The organism is Stutzerimonas nitrititolerans, from assembly GCF_003696285.1.
GTDB classification, from domain to species: Bacteria; Pseudomonadota; Gammaproteobacteria; order Pseudomonadales; family Pseudomonadaceae; genus Stutzerimonas; species Stutzerimonas nitrititolerans.
Window position 1 is genome coordinate 60,409 of sequence record NZ_RFFL01000018.1, and the last position, 16,757, is coordinate 77,165.

A 16,757-nucleotide genomic window follows, 5' to 3' on the forward strand; every position below is an offset into this window, starting at 1 on the left:
TCAGGTTTTTCATGCAGCTCAGATTTGAAGAAGTAGACAAGCGCTTCGGGCAACTCGAAGTCATCAAGGGGTTCAATGGCGAGTTCGCCCAAGGCGAATTGGTGGCGCTGGTCGGGCCTTCCGGTTGCGGCAAGTCGACCCTGCTGCACCTGGTGGCCGGGCTGGAAAACCCGAGCGCGGGCCGTGTGCTGGCCGATGGCAAGCCGATTCCGGGGCCGAGCCCGCGGCGCACGCTGGTGTTCCAGGAGCATGCGCTCTATCCCTGGCTGAGCCTGCAGGGCAACGTCGCCATGGCGCTGGAGTTGCAGGGCGTGGCCAAGGCCAGTGCCTTCGAGCAGGCTGCGGCATGGTTGGCGCGGGTGAGTCTGGAAGGTTTCGAGCACTATTATCCGCATCAGGTTTCCGGTGGCATGCGCCAGCGTACGGCGTTGGCGCGGGCTTTCATTGCCAAACCCGAGGTGCTGTTGCTCGATGAGCCTTTCGGTGCGCTGGATGCGCTGACCCGCATGGCACTGCAGGATGTGCTGCTGGAGCTGATCAAGGAGCACCAGCCCACCGTGTTGCTGGTGACCCACGATGTCGATGAGGCGTTGTACCTGGCCGATCATGTGCTGGTGTTCAGTCCGCGCCCGGCACGCGTGTTGAAGACCTTCAACTTCACCCATTGCGAGAAGAGCCACGACCTCACTGCGTTCGCCACCGAGCGCACCGAGATCCTTCGCCTGCTGGGCATCAAGACGGAGGTTGCACAGGCATGAGCCAGCCTCGTCGTCTTACCGGACCCAAGAAATACCTCGCCGTAGCGCTGGCGGTCCTGTTCATCCTGTTGATCTGGCAGGCCGCGGCCTGGAGCCTGCCGTCGTTCCTGATGCCGGGAATCCCCACGGTGCTCGAACGGCTGTTCGCCACGGTGCAAGAACCGCAGTTTCGCGAAGGCCTGTACGGCAGCATGAGTCGCCTCGGCAGTGGCTACAGCTTCGCGTTGCTGTTCGGCATAGGCTTCGGCCTGGTCGGCGGGGTGCTGTTCTTCTTTCGCGAAATCCTGCGCTCGGCCATCGTCATTCTGCAGTCGATTCCCTCGATCGCCTGGGTGCCGCTGTTCCTCATCGTCATGGGTTTCGGCAACCTGCCGATCATCGTGGTGGTGGCGCTGGCGGCATTCTTCCCCATGGCGCTGTCGGTGATGAACGCCACCGAAAGCGTGCAGCCGGTGCATGTGTCGGCCGCGCGGGTGATGGGTGCTTCGCGCTGGCAGCTGCTGCGCCGCGTCTACCTGCCGGCGGTAATGCCGGAGTTGATCACCGGTGCCCAGCTGGCCTTCGGCAACGCCTGGCGGGCGCTGATTTCCGCCGAGATGCTGATCGGCTTCGGTCAGGGACTCGGGCGTTCACTGGCATATTCCGGCGAGATCGCCGACATGAGCGGCGTGATGATGAACATCCTGGTGATCGCCATCCTCGCCACGCTGATCGATCAGGTGGTGCTGGAAAAATTCAAGCAACGGATGCTGCGTTACCAATACGTCTGAGGTTCTCGCCATGCGCGCATTGCCGTTTCTCGCCTTGCTATCGGCCCTGCTGGCGCCGGGCCTGGCGTGCGCCGAGCCGTTGCGCGCTGCCTTGCCCGAATATCGCGTGCTGTCCAGCAGCGAAAGCGAGAGCTTCGAGCCGGCATTGTTGCAGGCACTGGCTGAATCCCTGGAAGAGACGGTGGACGTTGCGGAGCGCTCCGAGGCTGCCGACCTGCAGTTGGGCCCGGCGAAGGTCGGGCCGGTCTACTACCAGGCCGTACCGGCTGCCCTGACGGCCAACCAAGGCGGCGCCGTCGATTGGCCGCAACTGCGGGGGCAGCCCTTCTGCATCGCCGTTGCAAGCCCTTATACGCAGTTCATCGTGCAGCGCTTCGGTGCGCAACCACGCGAATACCCCAGCGCCGCCCATGCGCTGATCGGCCTCAAGCTCGGTGAGTGCAGGGCAGTGGTCGACGACCATCGCCTGCTCGCCGAGATGGCCAAACTGCCCGAATGGCGGCGCTACAACACCTTGCTGCCTGCCTTGCCGGACGCAGAGCAGGTGTTGCGCATCGGTACCGAGAACGGCGCATTAAGGGCGCGTGTCGATGCGCTGATCCAGGCCTGGGAAGGCGAGGGCAGGCTGGAGGAGCTGGTTCAGTTCTGGATTGATGAGGTCGCGTTCCAGGCCTATGTGCTGGCCGATACCCTGGATTGCCATTGAGCCAAGGACATCGATGATCGAGCCTGGGCGGAGCCGCCGATAAGCCTTCCTTGTGCGTCTGTATCGAAACCAGTCGACACGCCAATGACAAAACCCTGAAAACGACCTTGCGTCCAGCGCTTAGGACGGTGGTACGATCCGTCGGTCGTTTCCCTGCATGGCATCCGATGGGGCCGGCTCGCACCGATGGCTCGTATATGTAGCCGAGCCTGAGAGCATGGATCGATTCTGCCTGGCGATTGCGTACCTTCGCGCCGCGCTCGCTAGCCGTGCACTCGACTCACCAAGGCCAGGATGTCTGGAACAAACAATAAAGGGTGTCTCGAATGGAATTGCTGAATAACCTCGTCAATAGCGTCAACGGCCTCGTCTGGGGCCCGCCCATGCTGGTGCTGATTCTGGGCACCGGTTTCATACTGATGATCCTCCTCAAATTCATGCCGTTGCGCCGTCTGGGCACTGGCTTCGCCTATATATGGCGAGGCCGTGACAAGGGTGATGAGACGACAGGCGAGATCAGCCCCTTCCAGGCGCTGATGACCTGCCTGGCGGCTACCGTCGGTACCGGCAATATTGCCGGTGTCGCTACCGCCATCTTCCTCGGCGGGCCGGGTGCGCTGTTCTGGATGTGGTGCACCGCGCTGGTGGGCATGGCCACCAAGTACTGCGAAGTGGTACTGGCCGTGCATTACCGTGAGAAGGACGACCGCGGCGAGCATGTCGGCGGGCCGATGTACGCCATCAAGAACGGCCTGGGCAAGAAGTGGCTCTGGCTGGGCGGCGCCTTCGCCATCTTCGGCGGACTGGCCGGTTTCGGCATCGGCAACATGGTGCAGGTCAACAGCATGGCCCATGCGCTGCAGACGACGTTCAACGTGCCACTCTGGGTTACCGGGTTGGCGACCATGGTAGTCGTGGGGCTGGTCATCCTCGGCGGCATCAAGCGTATCGGCAAGGTCGCGGCGGCATTGGTGCCCTTCATGTGCGTGGCGTACATCATCGCCGGGATCGTGGTGCTGGTGGTCAACGTCGATGCGATCCCCACCGCCTTCAATCTGATCTTCACCCATGCCTTCACGCCGATCGCTGCCACTGGTGGCTTCGCTGGCGCTGCGGTCATGGCAGCGATCCGTTTCGGTGTGGCGCGCGGCATCTTCTCCAACGAGGCGGGTCTCGGGACGGCTGGTATCGCCCAGGCGGCCGGCACCACCACCAGTTCGGTGCGCTCCGGCATCATCGGCATGATGGGTACCTTCATCGACACCATCATCATCTGTTCGATAACAGGTCTCGCCATCATCTGTTCGGGGGTCTGGACCAGCGGTGAAAGTGGTGCGGCATTGTCGGCAGCTGCGTTCGAGCAGGCCATGCCAGGCATCGGTGGAGCGGTGCTGACCGTTGCGCTGGTGGTCTTCGCTTTCACCACCATCCTCGGCTGGAGCTACTTCGGCGAGAAATGCTGGGAATTCATGGTCGGCACCAAAGCAATCTGGCCGTTCAGGGTGATCTGGGTGCTGGCCGTGCCTTTCGGTGCGGTGGCCCAGCTGGACTTCGCCTGGCTGCTGGCCGATACGCTCAACGGCCTCATGGCGATTCCCAACCTGATCTCCTTGCTGTTGCTGAGCCCGGTGGTGGTCAAGCTGACCAAGGAATACTTCGCGCGCGACCGGCTGGCGCCTGCGGTCTGATAATCCTTGGGCCATGGGTTTCTGCCCCTGGCCCTTCACTATAAAAATCAGGAGTTCACATGACTGAAGTAACCCTCAAGGGCACCCCGATCGAGATTGCAGGCGACTTTCCGCAAGCGGGACAGCAGGCCAAACCGTTCCGTCTGGTCGGCACCGACCTGTCTGATGTCGAGCTGGCATCCTTCGTCGGCAAGCGCAAGGTGCTGAATATCTTTCCGAGCGTCGACACTCCGACCTGCGCCACCTCAGTACGCAAATTCAACGCCCAGGCCAACGAGCTGGCCAACACCGTCGTCGTGTGCATCTCGGCGGACCTGCCATTCGCCCAGGCACGCTTCTGTGGTGCGGAAGGCCTGGCGAATGTCATCAATCTGTCGACCATGCGTGGCAGCCAGTTCCTGCGGGACTACGGCGTTGCGATCACCAGTGGGCCGCTTGCGGGTCTGGCGGCGCGCGCTGTCGTGGTCATCGACGAGCAAAACAAGGTACTGCACAGCGAGCTGGTCGCTGAAATCGGTAACGAGCCCGATTACGAGGCTGCGATCGCTTCACTGAAGTAACTGCTACCTGCGGAAGCGGCGAGGCTCTGGAACGCCGCTTCCGCTTCTGTTCCGAATCCCGGCGACGTAGAACCGTCGGCAATCCCCTTGCCGTTTGTCGCCATCAATTGGCTGGAGTCTTGGCGGGCTATTAGCTTGCCAGAATCGTTTGCGCCTCAAGTCGCAGCGATCGGTTCGCAACGGCGGTGACCAGGCGGATAGTTGCCTGATTACAAAAATCTTTCACGCCGGTTGCGGTCTTAGCACGTGATGCCTTTTGAATGGATTCAGTTATGCCCAACCCGCATTCCAAAAAGATCGGTGTATCCGGCACGGGAATGATCGCGCGGGGTTTCCTGCGATTGATCAAGCAACATTATCCGGACCTGGAAATCTCCCGGATTCTGACCCGACGCCCGTTCAACTCCTTCAGCGATTTTCCACTGGCCGAACGGCTGACCCATTCGATCGACGACCTGGTCGATCATTCCGACCTTATCGTCGAATGCAGTGGTGATGTTTTCCATGGCACCGAAGTCATCGAACGCGCTTTCGAGGCTGGCTTGCCGGTGGTCACGGTCAACGCCGAACTGCAGGTGACCACTGGCTCGTACCTGGCCGGCAAAGGCTTCATCACCGAGGCGGAGGGGGATCAGCCGGGTTCGCTTGCAGCGCTGCATGAAGAAGCGCTGCAGATGGGCTTCAAACCGCTCGTCTACGGCAACATGAAGGGTTATCTGAATCATGATCCAACGCCCGAGAACATGGCCTACTGGGCGCGGCTCCAGGGCATCAGCGTCGATCAGACCACGTCCTTCACCGATGGCACCAAGGTGCAGATCGAACAGGTGGTGGTGGGCAACGGATTGGGGGCGACCATCACGCGTCAGGGGCTCGAAGGGATCGCTTCGACCAACCTGAATGACAGCGCCAGCGTCCTCGGCATGCTGGCCGAGCGCCTGGGCCAACCCATCACGGACTACGTCATTCCCTCCGGATTCCCGGCGGGCGGCGTGTTCCTGGTCTGCCGGCATGATGCCGAACAGCAGCAGGCGATCGAATACTTCAAGCTGGGGCCCGGTCCCTATTACACCTTGATTCGCCCGTTCCACCTGTGCTCGCTCGAGGTGGGCAAGACGGTGCGCCGGGTTCTCGCCGGTGGTGGCGTGCTGCTGAACAACTCGACTGCGCCGACGCTGGGCGTTGCGGCAATCGCCAAGCGGCCCATGCGCGGGGGTGAGCTGATCGAACGTGGTATCGGTGGTTTCCAGTTCCGTGGCGAGGCGGTGAAGCTCGCCGAGCATCCCGACCACGTGCCCATCGGCCTGCTGCGCAAGACGGCGCTCAAGCGTGCCGTCGAACCCGGCCAGATAATCACCTATGACGACGTGGACATTCTGCCGAGTCGAGCGCTGGAGATCGTGTTGCAGCAGGCCGAGGCGGCGACGGTGCCGCTGGAGCTCACACGGGTGGCCCTGAACGGCTGAAGAAGAACCAGAGCGCAAGGGAACCGCTTGCCCAGCGGTTCTTTTGCGTGTGCGGTCAAGCCTCGCGCATCGACCAATAGCCGGGTCTGAACAGGTCGCGCTCGCCCAGCAAGCCGACCCCCACGGCGAATCCTGCCAGCGCCATGCCGATGTACAGGCACAGTTGCAGCAGGCCGTCAGGTTTGGGCAACCAGTGCAGTGCCGTGGCCACGACCGCCGCCGTGGCGAGCCAGCGCAGCAGCAATGCCGTACCCAGCCCGCGTGGGGACGCCCGATATACGAAGATTCCCATGAGCAACGCCTGCAAGGCCGCGCCGCTGGAGAAGGCCGCGGCCAGGCCTTCGGCGCCGTAGGTGCGATAGAGCAGGGCGTCGAGCCCGATGGTCAATGCGGAGCTGGCCAGGGTGACCATCAGAAACAGGCGGGCCCGATGTTGGGCGAGCAGGGCGCGGCCCCACAGCAGTGCCAGGCCCATCGCCGGCAAACCCAGTGCATAGATGGCCACCAGCGAGGCCGTGGCGGCGGTTTGCGTGGAGCCGAACGCACCGCGTTCCAGCAGTACCGAGACGATCGCATCGGGGAAGGACAGCAGCACGACGGTCGCCGGCACCAGGAACAGCAGGGTCGCCAGCAAACCCTTGCGGATCACCGCGGCGTGGCTGTCGTGGTCGCCGTCGTTCCAGCTCGAGGCGAACCGTGGAAACAGCACGGCCAGTATCGACAACGCATAGAGCGTCAGCGGGATGGTCACGATGCGGAACGAGAAGGACAGCATGGTGATGCTGCCTTCGTCGAGAAACGAGGCGAACATGCGTTCGGCGAGGATGCACGCCTGTTGCGCGCCCGCGGCCAGCAGTACCGGGGCGAAGGCCAGGCCGAACTTGCCGCCGTGCCCCCGGGCAGTGGACGTCGACGAGTCATGCAGATAACCGATGCGTCGATGCTGAGCCAGGATCAGTGCCAGTTGCGGCAGCAGCATGCCGATGAAGATCACCATGCCGGTCGGCTGGAACAGCAGGATGCCGATGATCGCGCCGGCATTGAGCAGCACGGTGCGGGTCATCGGCAGCACGAAGACGTTGTCCAGGTTGAGCAGCGCACCCTGGCAATAGAGCACCGCCTGCACCGCCACCAGCAGCGCCCCGACGCAGAACACCAACTGACCGCTGGCGATCTGTGCATCGCTCCAGCCCGGCGCCAGCAGCGTGAGGATCCAGTGGCTCGCGGCGATGATGATGACGCTGACCACGACGCCCAGCGCCATCACCCGCCAATAGAGCATGCGCCCGACGGAGGCGAACAGCGCCTCGGACTGGCTGCGCAGCTTCTGCAGGTAGGGGATCATCGCATCGCGCAGGGCCAGGCCGAGGAAGTTCTCGAAGAACATCGGCAGGATCAGCGCGACGAAGATGAGGTCGGCCTGCCAGCTCAGGCCAAAGGCCCGCGCGATGAACAGGTCGCGGAGAAAACCGAGAAGAAAGCTGGCGACGGTCAGCGCCAGTATGATCAGTGATGCGTTCATTCCTTGATCCTGAAACGGCACGACCCGCATCCGTGCTCGATCTGCTTGCCAAATGACAACTGCCTGCGCTCGGCCGGACTCGGCCGTGTCCATGCAGCCAACGGACCTTGCATAGACTGGACGCCGCCCGCTTTGTTCCAGCCGGTGGGCCGCTGCCTTCGCATCGGATATGCGCTGATACGTAAAAATGCAGTAAAGCCCCTTTGCGAGAGGGCTCGGACTGCTTAAGGTTCACGCTCCTTTCCAGGCGAACCCAGTTCATGTCCGAGGCACATTCTTCTTCCGCGCAGTCGTCCCGTCGCTGGCTGATCATTTTTCTCTTGGTCGCAGCGCTCGGGCTGCTGATCTGGTGGCTCTGGCCCGCCGCACCCGAACAGTCCCAAGGCCCTGGTGGGCGGCCGGGTTTCGGCGCCTTCAGTGGTCCGGTGCCCGTACGTGTGGCGCCGGTGAAGCAAGGGGCGTTCGAGGTCTATTACAAGGCGCTGGGGACGGTGACGCCGCTCAATACGGTCAACGTGCGCAGCCGGGTGGCCGGCGAACTGGTGGAGGTGCGTTTCGAAGAGGGGCAGCGGGTCAAGGCCGGCGATTTGCTCGCGGTCATCGATCCGCGGCCATACGAGGTCGCCCTGCAGCAGGCCGAAGGCACGCTGAAGCAGAACCAGGCCTTGCTGAAGAATGCCCAGCTCGATCTGGATCGCTATCGTGGTCTTTTCGCCGAAGACAGCATCGCCAAGCAGACCCTGGATACCCAGCAGGCGCTGGTCAACCAGTACGAGGGGACGCTGGCCGCCAACCGTGCCGCGGTCAACGAAGCCCGCCTCAACCTGGCCTTTACTCGCATCGAGGCGCCCATCGACGGGCGCCTGGGTCTGCGCCAGCTTGATCAGGGCAATCTGGTCGCCGCCAACGACACCACGCCGCTGGTGGTCATCACCCAGACGCAACCGATGGCGATCAGCTTCACCCTGCCCGAGGGCGATCTGCTGCCGGTCCTGCAGCGCTTCCGGCAGGGCGAGGAGCTGGCGGTGCAGGCCTGGGACCGCGGCGAGCGCGTGCTGTTCGGCGAAGGCGTGCTGGAGAGCCTGGACAACCAGATCGACGCCACCACCGGCACGCTGCGGCTCAAGGCGCGTTTCGACAACGAGACGGAAATGCTCATTCCCAACCAGTTCGTCAATGTCCGGCTGCGTGTGCAGACGCTGCAGGATGCCGTTCTGATGCCGTCCGCCGCGCTGCAATTCGGTGCGCGCGGCAACTTCGCCTACGTGGTGGGTGATGACGGCAAGGTCGAATTGCGCACCCTCGAAGTGGGCCCGAGCAATGGCGAAACCACGGTGGTGACCAGCGGCCTGGCGGTAGGCGAACGGATCGTGATGGAAGGCACCGATCGCCTGCGTGATGGCAGCGAGGTGGAGGTGGTGGACAAGGCCCGGCTGGCCGAAGAAGCCGCGGCCAATCCCAAGGTGGGTGGCGAGGAAACCCGGGAGCGCCCGGTTCGATGAACATCTCGCGGCTGTTCATCCTGCGGCCGGTGGCGACCACGCTGACGATGATCGCCATCCTGCTGGCAGGCCTGATCGCCTACCGCATGCTGCCGGTGGCGGCGTTGCCGCAGGTGGACTACCCGACCATCCGCGTGATCACGCTGTACCCCGGTGCCAGCCCCGAAGTGATGACCAGCGCCGTTACGGCGCCGCTCGAACGTCAGTTCGGCCAGATGCCGGGCCTGACGCAATTGTCCTCGACCAGCTCCGGCGGCGCCTCGGTGATCACCCTGCGTTTCTCGCTGGAGGTGAAGCTGGACGTCGCCGAACAGGAGGTCCAGGCCGCGATAAACGCGGCGGACAACCTGCTGCCCAACGATCTCCCGGCGCCACCGATCTACAACAAGGTCAACCCGGCCGACACGCCGGTGATCACCCTGGCGGTGACCTCCGAAAGCCTGCCGCTGCCGCAGCTGCATGACCTGGTCGATACCCGCATGGCGCAGAAACTGGCGCAGATCAGCGGCGTGGGGCTGGTCAGCATCGCCGGCGGGCAGCGACCGGCGGTGCGTATCCGGGTCAATCCCGAGGCATTGGCCGCCTACGGCCTGACCCTCTCCGATGTGCGCGGCCTGGTCACCAGCGCCAACGTCAATCAGCCCAAGGGCAATTTCGACGGCCCCACGCGGGTGTCCATGCTGGATGCCAACGACCAGCTGAAAAGCCCCGAGGAATATGCCGACCTGATCCTCAATTACGAGGAGGGCGCGACCCTGCGCCTGCGCGACGTGGCGAGTATCATCGACGGGGCCGAGAACGAACGACTGGCCGCCTGGGCCAACGAAAACCAGGCGGTGCTGCTGAACATCCAGCGCCAGCCGGGTGCGAACGTCATCGAGGTGGTCGAGCGCATCCAGGCGCTGCTGCCGGAAGTCTCCGCCAGCATGCCGGCCGGGCTCGATGTGGTGGTTCTCACCGACCGCACCCAGACCATCCGCGCGGCGGTCACCGATGTGCAGCACGAGCTGATGCTGGCGACCATTCTGGTGGTGATGGTCACCTTCATCTTCCTCAAGAAACTCTCGGCGACGATCATCCCGTCGATAGCCGTACCGCTGTCGCTGGTCGGCACCTTCGCGGTGATGCACCTGGCGGGCTTCTCGCTGAACAACCTGACGCTGATGGCGCTGACCATCGCCACCGGGTTCGTGGTGGACGACGCCATCGTCATGCTGGAGAACATCACGCGGCATCTGGAAGAGGGCGAGACGCCGCTGAATGCGGCGCTCAAGGGCGCCAAGCAGATCGGCTTCACGCTGATCTCGCTGACCTTCTCGCTGATCGCCGTGCTGATTCCGCTGCTGTTCATGCAGGACGTGGTGGGGCGGCTGTTCCGCGAGTTCGCCATCACCCTGGCGGTAGCCATCCTGATTTCCCTGGTGGTGTCGCTGACCCTGACGCCGATGATGTGCGCCAAGTTGCTCAAGCCTGCCAAGGAGGAAAGCACCAGGCCGGACTGGGTCGAGCGGCTGATCGGCGGCTATTCGCGCTGGCTGACCTGGGTTCTGGGACACCAGACGCTGACGCTGCTGGTGGCGCTCGGCACTCTGGGCCTGACCGTGCTGCTCTACCTGGCGGTGCCCAAGGGCTTCTTCCCGGTGCAGGACACCGGCGTCATTCAGGGCATCAGCGAGGCGCCGCAGTCGGTTTCGTTCAGCGCCATGAGCGAACGCCAGCAATCGCTTTCCCGGATCATCCTGGCCGATCCGGCGGTGGCCAGCCTTTCCTCCTACATAGGCGTGGACGGCGACAACGTCACGCTCAACAGCGGGCGGGTGCTGATCAATCTCAAGCCGCACGACGAGCGTGACGTCACGGCCAGCGAGGTGATCGATCGCCTGCGTCCGGAACTGGCGAAACTGCCGGGCATCCAGCTGTTCATGCAACCGGTGCAGGACCTGTCCATCGAGGACAGGGTCAGCCGCACCCAGTTCCAGTTCAGCCTCGAGTCGCCGGATAGCGAGCTGCTGCAGGAATGGACGCCGAAACTGGTGGAAGCCTTGCGCCAGCGAACGGAGCTCACCGATGTGACCAGCGACCTGCAGAGCAATGGCCTGCAGATATTCCTGGACATCGATCGCGACGCCGCGGCACGCCTGGGCATCGAGGTGTCCGCCATCACCGATGCGCTTTACGACGCTTTCGGCCAGCGGCAGATATCCACCATCTTCACCCAGGCCAGCCAGTACCGCGTGGTGCTCGAAGCGGAGGCGGGCGATCGCTTAGGGCCGCAGGCGCTGGAACAGATCTTCGTGCAGAGCGAGGGCGGCACGCCGGTGCGGCTGTCGAGCCTGGCGCGCCTGGAACAGCGCTCGGCACCGCTGCTGATCAACCACATCGGCCAGTTCCCCGCGGTCACGCTGTCGTTCAACCTCGCCGAGGGCGTGTCCTTGGGCGAGGCCGTCGAGGTGATCGAGGGTGTCGAAGCGCAGATCGGCCTGCCGGCCGGCATCCAGAGTCACTTCCAGGGCGCCGCCGAGGCGTTTCGCGCTTCGCTGTCGAGCACGCTGCTGCTGATTCTCGCCGCCGTGGTGACCATGTACATCGTGCTCGGCGTGCTCTACGAGAGCTATATCCACCCGATCACCATCCTCTCGACACTGCCTTCGGCGGCGGTGGGCGCCTTGCTCGCCTTGCTGTTGACCGGTAACGACCTGGGACTGATCGCCATCATCGGCATCATTCTGCTGATCGGCATCGTCAAGAAGAACGCGATCATGATGATCGACTTCGCCCTGGAGGCCGAACGGCACCAGGGAATGAGCCCGCGGGATGCCATCTTCCGCGCCGCCTTGCTGCGCTTCCGGCCGATCCTGATGACCACCCTGGCCGCGCTGTTCGGCGCGATCCCGCTGATGCTCGCGTCCGGTTCCGGCGCCGAACTTCGTCAGCCGCTGGGTCTGGTGCTGGTCGGCGGCCTGCTGCTCAGCCAGTTGCTGACGCTGTTCACCACGCCGGTGATCTATCTGTTCTTCGATCGGCTCGGTAATCGCTTTGCTCGGAGGGATGGGGTAGGGCAAGGGGCAGAGGCATGAATGCTTCGAAAAAGCGCTGGAGGCTGGAGGCTGAACGAAAAGCTCATTACCGGTACCTCGGCTTTCTTCGTCCAGCCTCCAGCCTTCAGCCTCGAACGGCTTCTGGCCTATGAACCTTTCCGCTCCCTTCATCGCCCGTCCCGTCGCCACCATGCTGATGAGCCTGGCGATTCTGCTGCTGGGCGGCGTGAGCTTCGGCTTGCTGCCGGTGTCGCCGCTGCCGGACATGGATTTTCCGGTGATCACCGTGCAGGCCAGCCTGCCGGGCGCCAGCCCGGAGATCATGGCGTCCAGCGTGGCCACTCCGCTGGAACGCTCCCTGGGAAGCATCGCCGGGGTCAGCCAGATGAGCAGCCGCAGCAGCCAGGGTTCGACGCGCATCACCATCCAGTTCGATCTGGACCGCGACATCAACGGCGCCGCCCGCGAGGTGCAGGCGGCGATCAACGCCGCGCGCAACCTGTTGCCCAGCGGAATGCGCAGCATGCCGACCTACCGCAAGGTCAACCCGGCACAGGCGCCGATCATGGTGCTTTCGCTGACCTCGGAAAGCCTCGACAAGGGCCAGCTCTACGACGTCGCTTCGACCATCCTCGCGCAGAAGCTGTCGCAGGTTCCCGGTGTCGGCGAGGTGCAGATCGGTGGCAGTTCGTTGCCGGCGGTGCGCGTGGAGCTGCAACCGCAACAACTGGAGCAGTACGGCGTCTCGCTCGACGAAGTGCGCCAGACCATCGCCTCGGCCAACGTGCGGCGTCCCAAGGGCATGGTCGAGGACGCGGAGCGCCACTGGCAGGTCCGCGCCAACGACCAGTTGCACAGCGCCGCCGACTACCTGCCGCTGATCATCCGCTACCAGGATGGCGCCGCCCTGCGCCTGCGCGATGTCGCCCGGGTGCACGATGCGGTGGAAGACCGCTACAACGACGGTTTCTTCAACAACGATCCGGCGGTGCTGCTGATCGTCAACCGCCAGGCCGGCGCCAATATCATCGAGACCATCGAAGGCATTCGCAGCGAACTGCCGGCGCTGCAGGCCATCCTGCCGGGCAGCGTCGAACTGGCGGTGGCCATGGATCGCTCGCCGGTGATTCGCGCCACACTGCACGAGGCCGAGCGCACGCTGATGATCGCCGTGGGCCTGGTCATCGTGCTGGTGTTCCTGTTTCTCGGTCACCTGCGCAGCGCGCTGATTCCGGCGCTGGCGGTGCCGGTGTCGCTGGTCGGCACCTTCGCAGTAATGTACCTGTTCGGCTTCTCGCTCAACGTGCTGTCGCTGATGGCGCTGATCCTCGCGGCCGGCCTGGTGGTGGACGACGCCATCGTCGTGCTGGAAAACATCGCCCGGCACATCGACGAAGGCGTTTCGCCGATGCGTGCGGCCTACATCGGCACGCGCGAGGTGGGTTTCACGCTGCTGTCGATGAACCTGTCGCTGGTGGTGGTGTTCGTTTCGATCCTGTTCATGGGCGGTATCGTCGAGCGCCTGTTTCGCGAGTTTTCCATCACCCTGGCGGCGGCCATCCTGGTCTCGCTGCTGGTGTCGCTGACGCTGACGCCGATGCTCTGCGCACGCTGGCTGAAGCCGCACGATGCGCAGCATGAGGGCCGCCTGCATCGCTGGAGCCACGATGCACACCAGTGGCTGCTGCGCCACTACGACCGCTCGCTGGGCTGGGCCCTGCGGCACCGGCGAATCACCCTGTTCACCTTGCTGGCGACCATCGCGCTGAACGTGGTGCTCTATGTCCAGGTGCCGAAGATATTCCTGCCGCAGCAGGACACCGGCCAGCTGATCGGCTTCATCCGTGGCGACGACGGCCTTTCGTTCCAGGTGATGCAGCCGAAGATGGAGATCTACCGCAAGGCCGTGCTCGCCGATCCGGCGGTGGAAAGCGTCGCCGGTTTCATCGGCGGGCAGGGCGGCATCAACAATGCGTTCATGATCGTTCGCCTCAAACCGCTGGAAGAACGCCGGATATCCGCGCAGCAGGTCATCGAACGGATTCGCGCCACCCAGCCCAAGGTGCCCGGCGGCCGGCTGTTCCTGATGGCCGACCAGGATCTGCAGTTCGGTGGCGGCCGGCAGAGCAGCTCGCAATACGCCTACACCTTGCTGGCCAGCGACCTGGGGGCTCTGCGCACCTGGGTGCCACAGGTCAATCGCGCGCTGATGGAACTGCCCGAGCTGACCAGCATCGATGCCAACGAGGGCGAGGGCGCCCAGCAGATCAGCCTCAAGATCGACCGTGACGCGGCCAAGCGACTGGGCATCGACATGAGCACCGTGACCACGCTGCTCAACAACGCTTTCAGTCAGCGGCAGATCTCCACCATCTACGAATCGCTCAACCAGTACCAAGTGGTGATGGAGGTCGATCCGGCCTACGCCCAGCATCCCGAGGTACTGGAGCAGATCAGCGTGATCACCGAGGACGGCCGGCGCGTGCCGCTGGCAGCGTTCGCGCGCTACGAACGGAGCCTGGAGGAAGACCGCGTCAGCCACGACGGGCAGTTCGCGGCCGAGAACATCGACTTCGACCTGGCGCCGGGCGTCAGCCTCGACCAGGCGACCCTGGCCATCGAGCGTGCGATTGCGGCGATCGGCATGCCCACTGACGTGCAGGGGCGTCTGGGTGGCACCGGCAGCGTGTTCCAGTCGACCCAGGAAGGGCAGCCGCTGATGATTCTCGGCGCCTTGCTGCTGGTGTACATCGTGCTCGGCGTGCTGTACGAGAGCTACATTCACCCGCTCACTATCCTGTCGACCTTGCCTTCGGCCGGCGTTGGTGCGCTGCTGGCGATCATCCTCACCGGCGACCAGTTCAGCCTGATCTCGTTGCTCGGGTTGTTCCTGCTGATCGGGGTGGTGAAGAAGAACGCCATCCTGATGATCGACCTGGCCCTGCAGTTCGAACGCAACGACGGTCTGGCGCCGGCCGAATCCATTCGCCGTGCCTGCCTGCTGCGCTTCCGGCCGATCCTGATGACCACCATGGCCGCCATCCTCGGCGCACTGCCGTTGCTGCTGGGCGGTGCCGAGGGGGCGGAGATGCGCCAGCCGCTGGGGCTGGCAATCATCGGCGGGCTGATGTTGAGCCAGATTCTCACGCTCTACACCACACCGGTGGTCTATCTGTATCTGGATCGCCTGCGTCACCGCTTCAATCATTGGCGCGGCATACGCACCGATGCCGCCCTGGAAAATCCGTTATGAGTACCCTGTCCTTGAAGAACACCCTGCGTCCCTTGCCCGCGTTGATCATGGCGCTGTCGCTGAGCGCCTGTACCCTCGGCCCCGACTACCAGCGCCCGGAGCTGCAGACCCCGGTGGCATTCAAGCAGGCCGAAGGCTGGAAACTGGCCGCACCCTCCGACCACTTCCTCGGCGACGCCTGGTGGCAGCTGTATGACGATGCCGAACTGAACGCCTTGGTGGAGAAGCTGAATCTTTCCAACCAGGATCTGGCGGTCGCCGAAGCCCAGTATCGCCAGGCCCGGGCGCTGGTGCGTGGCGCCAGAGCCGGATTCTTCCCGTCGCTGACCGGCAATGCCGGCAAGACCCGCTCCGGCAGAGGCGTGGGCAGCAGCACCACGAGGTTGCCGGACGGCTCCACCGTCACCAGTTCGGGCGGCGGGGGCATATCCCAGAGCTACGACCTCAGTTTCGCCGCCAGCTGGGAACTGGATCTGTGGGGACGCCTGCGTCGAGGGCTGGAATCCAGCCGCGCGAGCATGCAGGCCAGCTCGGCCGATCTGGCAGCGGTACGCCTCAGCCTGCAATCGGAACTGGTGCAGAACTACCTGCAACTGCGGGTGCTCGACGCCCAGCAGCGCCTGCTGGACGCCACGGTGCAGGCCTATGCGCGCTCGCTGCGCATCAGCGAGAACCAGTACCGTGCCGGCATCGTCGGGCGCGCCGACATCGCTCAGGCGCGTACTCAGCTGAAGAGCACCGAAGCCCAGGCCATCGATCTCCGCTACCAACGCGCGCAACTGGAGCACGCCATCGCGGTGCTGATCGGCGTGCCGCCAGCGGAGTTTGCCTTGGCCGAGGTCGATGCGCTCCCACAGTTACCCGAGGTTCCCAGCCTGCTGCCATCGCAGCTGCTGGAACGCCGGCCCGACGTGGCCGCCGCTGAACGTGACGTCATGGCCGCCAACGCCGAGATTGGCGTGGCCAAGACCGCATGGTTTCCCAACCTGAGCCTGAGTGCGGCGGGCGGCTATCGCAGCGGCACGCTGGACAACTGGATCGAGACGCCCAACCGCTTCTGGTCCATCGGCCCCGAGTTCGCCATGACGCTGTTCGACGGCGGCCTGATCCGCTCGCAGATCGAGCAGGCCGAAGCGAGCTACGACCAGACTGTGGCGAGCTATCGGCAGACGGTGCTGAACAGCTTTCGCGAAGTCGAGGACAACCTCGTGCAGCTGCGTGTGATGGCGGAGGAAGCGGTGGTGCAGCAGGAGGCGCTGGAGGCGGCGCAGGAGTCGCTACGCCTGATCGAGAACCAGTATCGCGCCGGAACCGTGGATTTCCTCAGTGTGGCCACCGTGCAGACGACGGCGCTGAACAATGAGCGCACCAACCTGACGCTGCTGGGCAGCCGGCTGACGTCGAGCGTCCAGCTGATCACCGCGCTGGGTGGAGGCTGGCATAGCGATCGGCTGGAGGAAGAGCCGCCGATGGCGGCGGGGCGGGAGTGACGCC

Annotated in this window: 11 protein-coding genes; 10 read left to right on the top strand and 1 reads right to left on the bottom strand. The window is 64.1% G+C overall.

Features of this window, described 5'->3' with window-relative positions; translation table 11 throughout:
- Positions 1-11: 11 nt before the first annotated feature.
- The 6 genes from EA795_RS19000 (at position 12) to EA795_RS19025 (ending at position 5,948) form a co-directional block, all read left to right on the top strand.
- Complete coding sequence (locus EA795_RS19000; protein WP_058074888.1) at positions 12-758, top strand: ABC transporter ATP-binding protein; 747 nt, start codon at positions 12-14, stop codon at positions 756-758.
- The gene (locus EA795_RS19005; RefSeq protein WP_058074887.1) at positions 755-1,528 is read left to right on the top strand and encodes an ABC transporter permease; all 774 of its coding nucleotides are present in this window, start codon (positions 755-757) and stop codon (positions 1,526-1,528) included. Before EA795_RS19000 ends, EA795_RS19005 begins: the two co-directional genes overlap by 4 nt.
- Positions 1,529-1,538: 10 nt before the next feature.
- Positions 1,539-2,234, top strand: coding sequence for a type 2 periplasmic-binding domain-containing protein (locus EA795_RS19010; protein WP_122078963.1), 696 nt, complete (start codon positions 1,539-1,541; stop codon positions 2,232-2,234).
- A gap of 326 nt (positions 2,235-2,560) precedes the next feature.
- A complete protein-coding gene (locus EA795_RS19015) occupies positions 2,561-3,922 on the top strand; it encodes an alanine/glycine:cation symporter family protein (protein WP_058076747.1) in 1,362 nt (453 codons plus the stop codon).
- A gap of 59 nt (positions 3,923-3,981) precedes the next feature.
- A complete protein-coding gene (gene tpx / locus EA795_RS19020) occupies positions 3,982-4,482 on the top strand; it encodes a thiol peroxidase (protein ID WP_122078964.1) in 501 nt (166 codons plus the stop codon).
- 317 nt (positions 4,483-4,799) lie between these two features.
- The gene (locus tag EA795_RS19025) at positions 4,800-5,948 is read left to right on the top strand and encodes an NAD(P)-dependent oxidoreductase (protein ID WP_122078983.1); all 1,149 of its coding nucleotides are present in this window, start codon (positions 4,800-4,802) and stop codon (positions 5,946-5,948) included.
- Between the two features lie 55 nt (positions 5,949-6,003).
- Here the strand turns inward: EA795_RS19025 and EA795_RS19030 are convergent, their stop codons facing one another.
- Positions 6,004-7,470 carry a lipid II flippase MurJ gene (locus EA795_RS19030; protein ID WP_058074884.1) on the bottom strand — a complete coding sequence of 489 codons (1,467 nt, stop codon included), beginning with the start codon at positions 7,468-7,470 and terminating at the stop codon, positions 6,004-6,006.
- 260 nt (positions 7,471-7,730) lie between these two features.
- Here EA795_RS19030 and EA795_RS19035 point away from each other — a divergent pair, with 260 nt between their 5' ends.
- The 4 genes from EA795_RS19035 (at position 7,731) to EA795_RS19050 (ending at position 16,753) form a co-directional block, all read left to right on the top strand.
- Entirely contained in the window at positions 7,731-8,972 is a 1,242-nt protein-coding gene (locus EA795_RS19035; protein ID WP_058074883.1) for an MdtA/MuxA family multidrug efflux RND transporter periplasmic adaptor subunit, read from the top strand.
- On the top strand, positions 8,969-12,049 hold the full coding sequence (locus EA795_RS19040; RefSeq protein WP_115027721.1) for an MdtB/MuxB family multidrug efflux RND transporter permease subunit: 3,081 nt from the start codon (positions 8,969-8,971) through the stop codon (positions 12,047-12,049). The genes EA795_RS19035 and EA795_RS19040 overlap by 4 nt, the downstream gene beginning before the upstream one ends.
- Before the next feature lie 109 nt (positions 12,050-12,158).
- Positions 12,159-15,263 carry a multidrug efflux RND transporter permease subunit gene (locus tag EA795_RS19045; protein ID WP_014853104.1) on the top strand — a complete coding sequence of 1,035 codons (3,105 nt, stop codon included), beginning with the start codon at positions 12,159-12,161 and terminating at the stop codon, positions 15,261-15,263.
- Complete coding sequence (locus tag EA795_RS19050) at positions 15,260-16,753, top strand: efflux transporter outer membrane subunit (protein WP_276310937.1); 1,494 nt, start codon at positions 15,260-15,262, stop codon at positions 16,751-16,753. The genes EA795_RS19045 and EA795_RS19050 overlap by 4 nt, the downstream gene beginning before the upstream one ends.
- Positions 16,754-16,757 lie beyond the last annotated feature (4 nt).

What these genes read in the sequence shown, in the direction of transcription:
- EA795_RS19040 (WP_115027721.1), top strand. Translation starts at nt 8,969, where the DNA reads ATGAACATCTCGCGGCTGTTCATCCTGCGGCCGGTGGCGACCACGCTG.
- EA795_RS19045 (WP_014853104.1), top strand. Translation starts at nt 12,159, where the DNA reads ATGAACCTTTCCGCTCCCTTCATCGCCCGTCCCGTCGCCACCATGCTG.
- EA795_RS19015 (WP_058076747.1), top strand. Translation starts at nt 2,561, where the DNA reads ATGGAATTGCTGAATAACCTCGTCAATAGCGTCAACGGCCTCGTCTGG.
- EA795_RS19035 (WP_058074883.1), top strand. Translation starts at nt 7,731, where the DNA reads ATGTCCGAGGCACATTCTTCTTCCGCGCAGTCGTCCCGTCGCTGGCTG.
- EA795_RS19010 (WP_122078963.1), top strand. Translation starts at nt 1,539, where the DNA reads ATGCGCGCATTGCCGTTTCTCGCCTTGCTATCGGCCCTGCTGGCGCCG.
- tpx (WP_122078964.1), top strand. Translation starts at nt 3,982, where the DNA reads ATGACTGAAGTAACCCTCAAGGGCACCCCGATCGAGATTGCAGGCGAC.
- EA795_RS19025 (WP_122078983.1), top strand. Translation starts at nt 4,800, where the DNA reads ATGATCGCGCGGGGTTTCCTGCGATTGATCAAGCAACATTATCCGGAC.
- EA795_RS19000 (WP_058074888.1), top strand. Translation starts at nt 12, where the DNA reads ATGCAGCTCAGATTTGAAGAAGTAGACAAGCGCTTCGGGCAACTCGAA.
- EA795_RS19050 (WP_276310937.1), top strand. Translation starts at nt 15,260, where the DNA reads ATGAGTACCCTGTCCTTGAAGAACACCCTGCGTCCCTTGCCCGCGTTG.
- EA795_RS19030 (WP_058074884.1), bottom strand. Translation starts at nt 7,470, where the DNA reads ATGAACGCATCACTGATCATACTGGCGCTGACCGTCGCCAGCTTTCTT.
- EA795_RS19005 (WP_058074887.1), top strand. Translation starts at nt 755, where the DNA reads ATGAGCCAGCCTCGTCGTCTTACCGGACCCAAGAAATACCTCGCCGTA.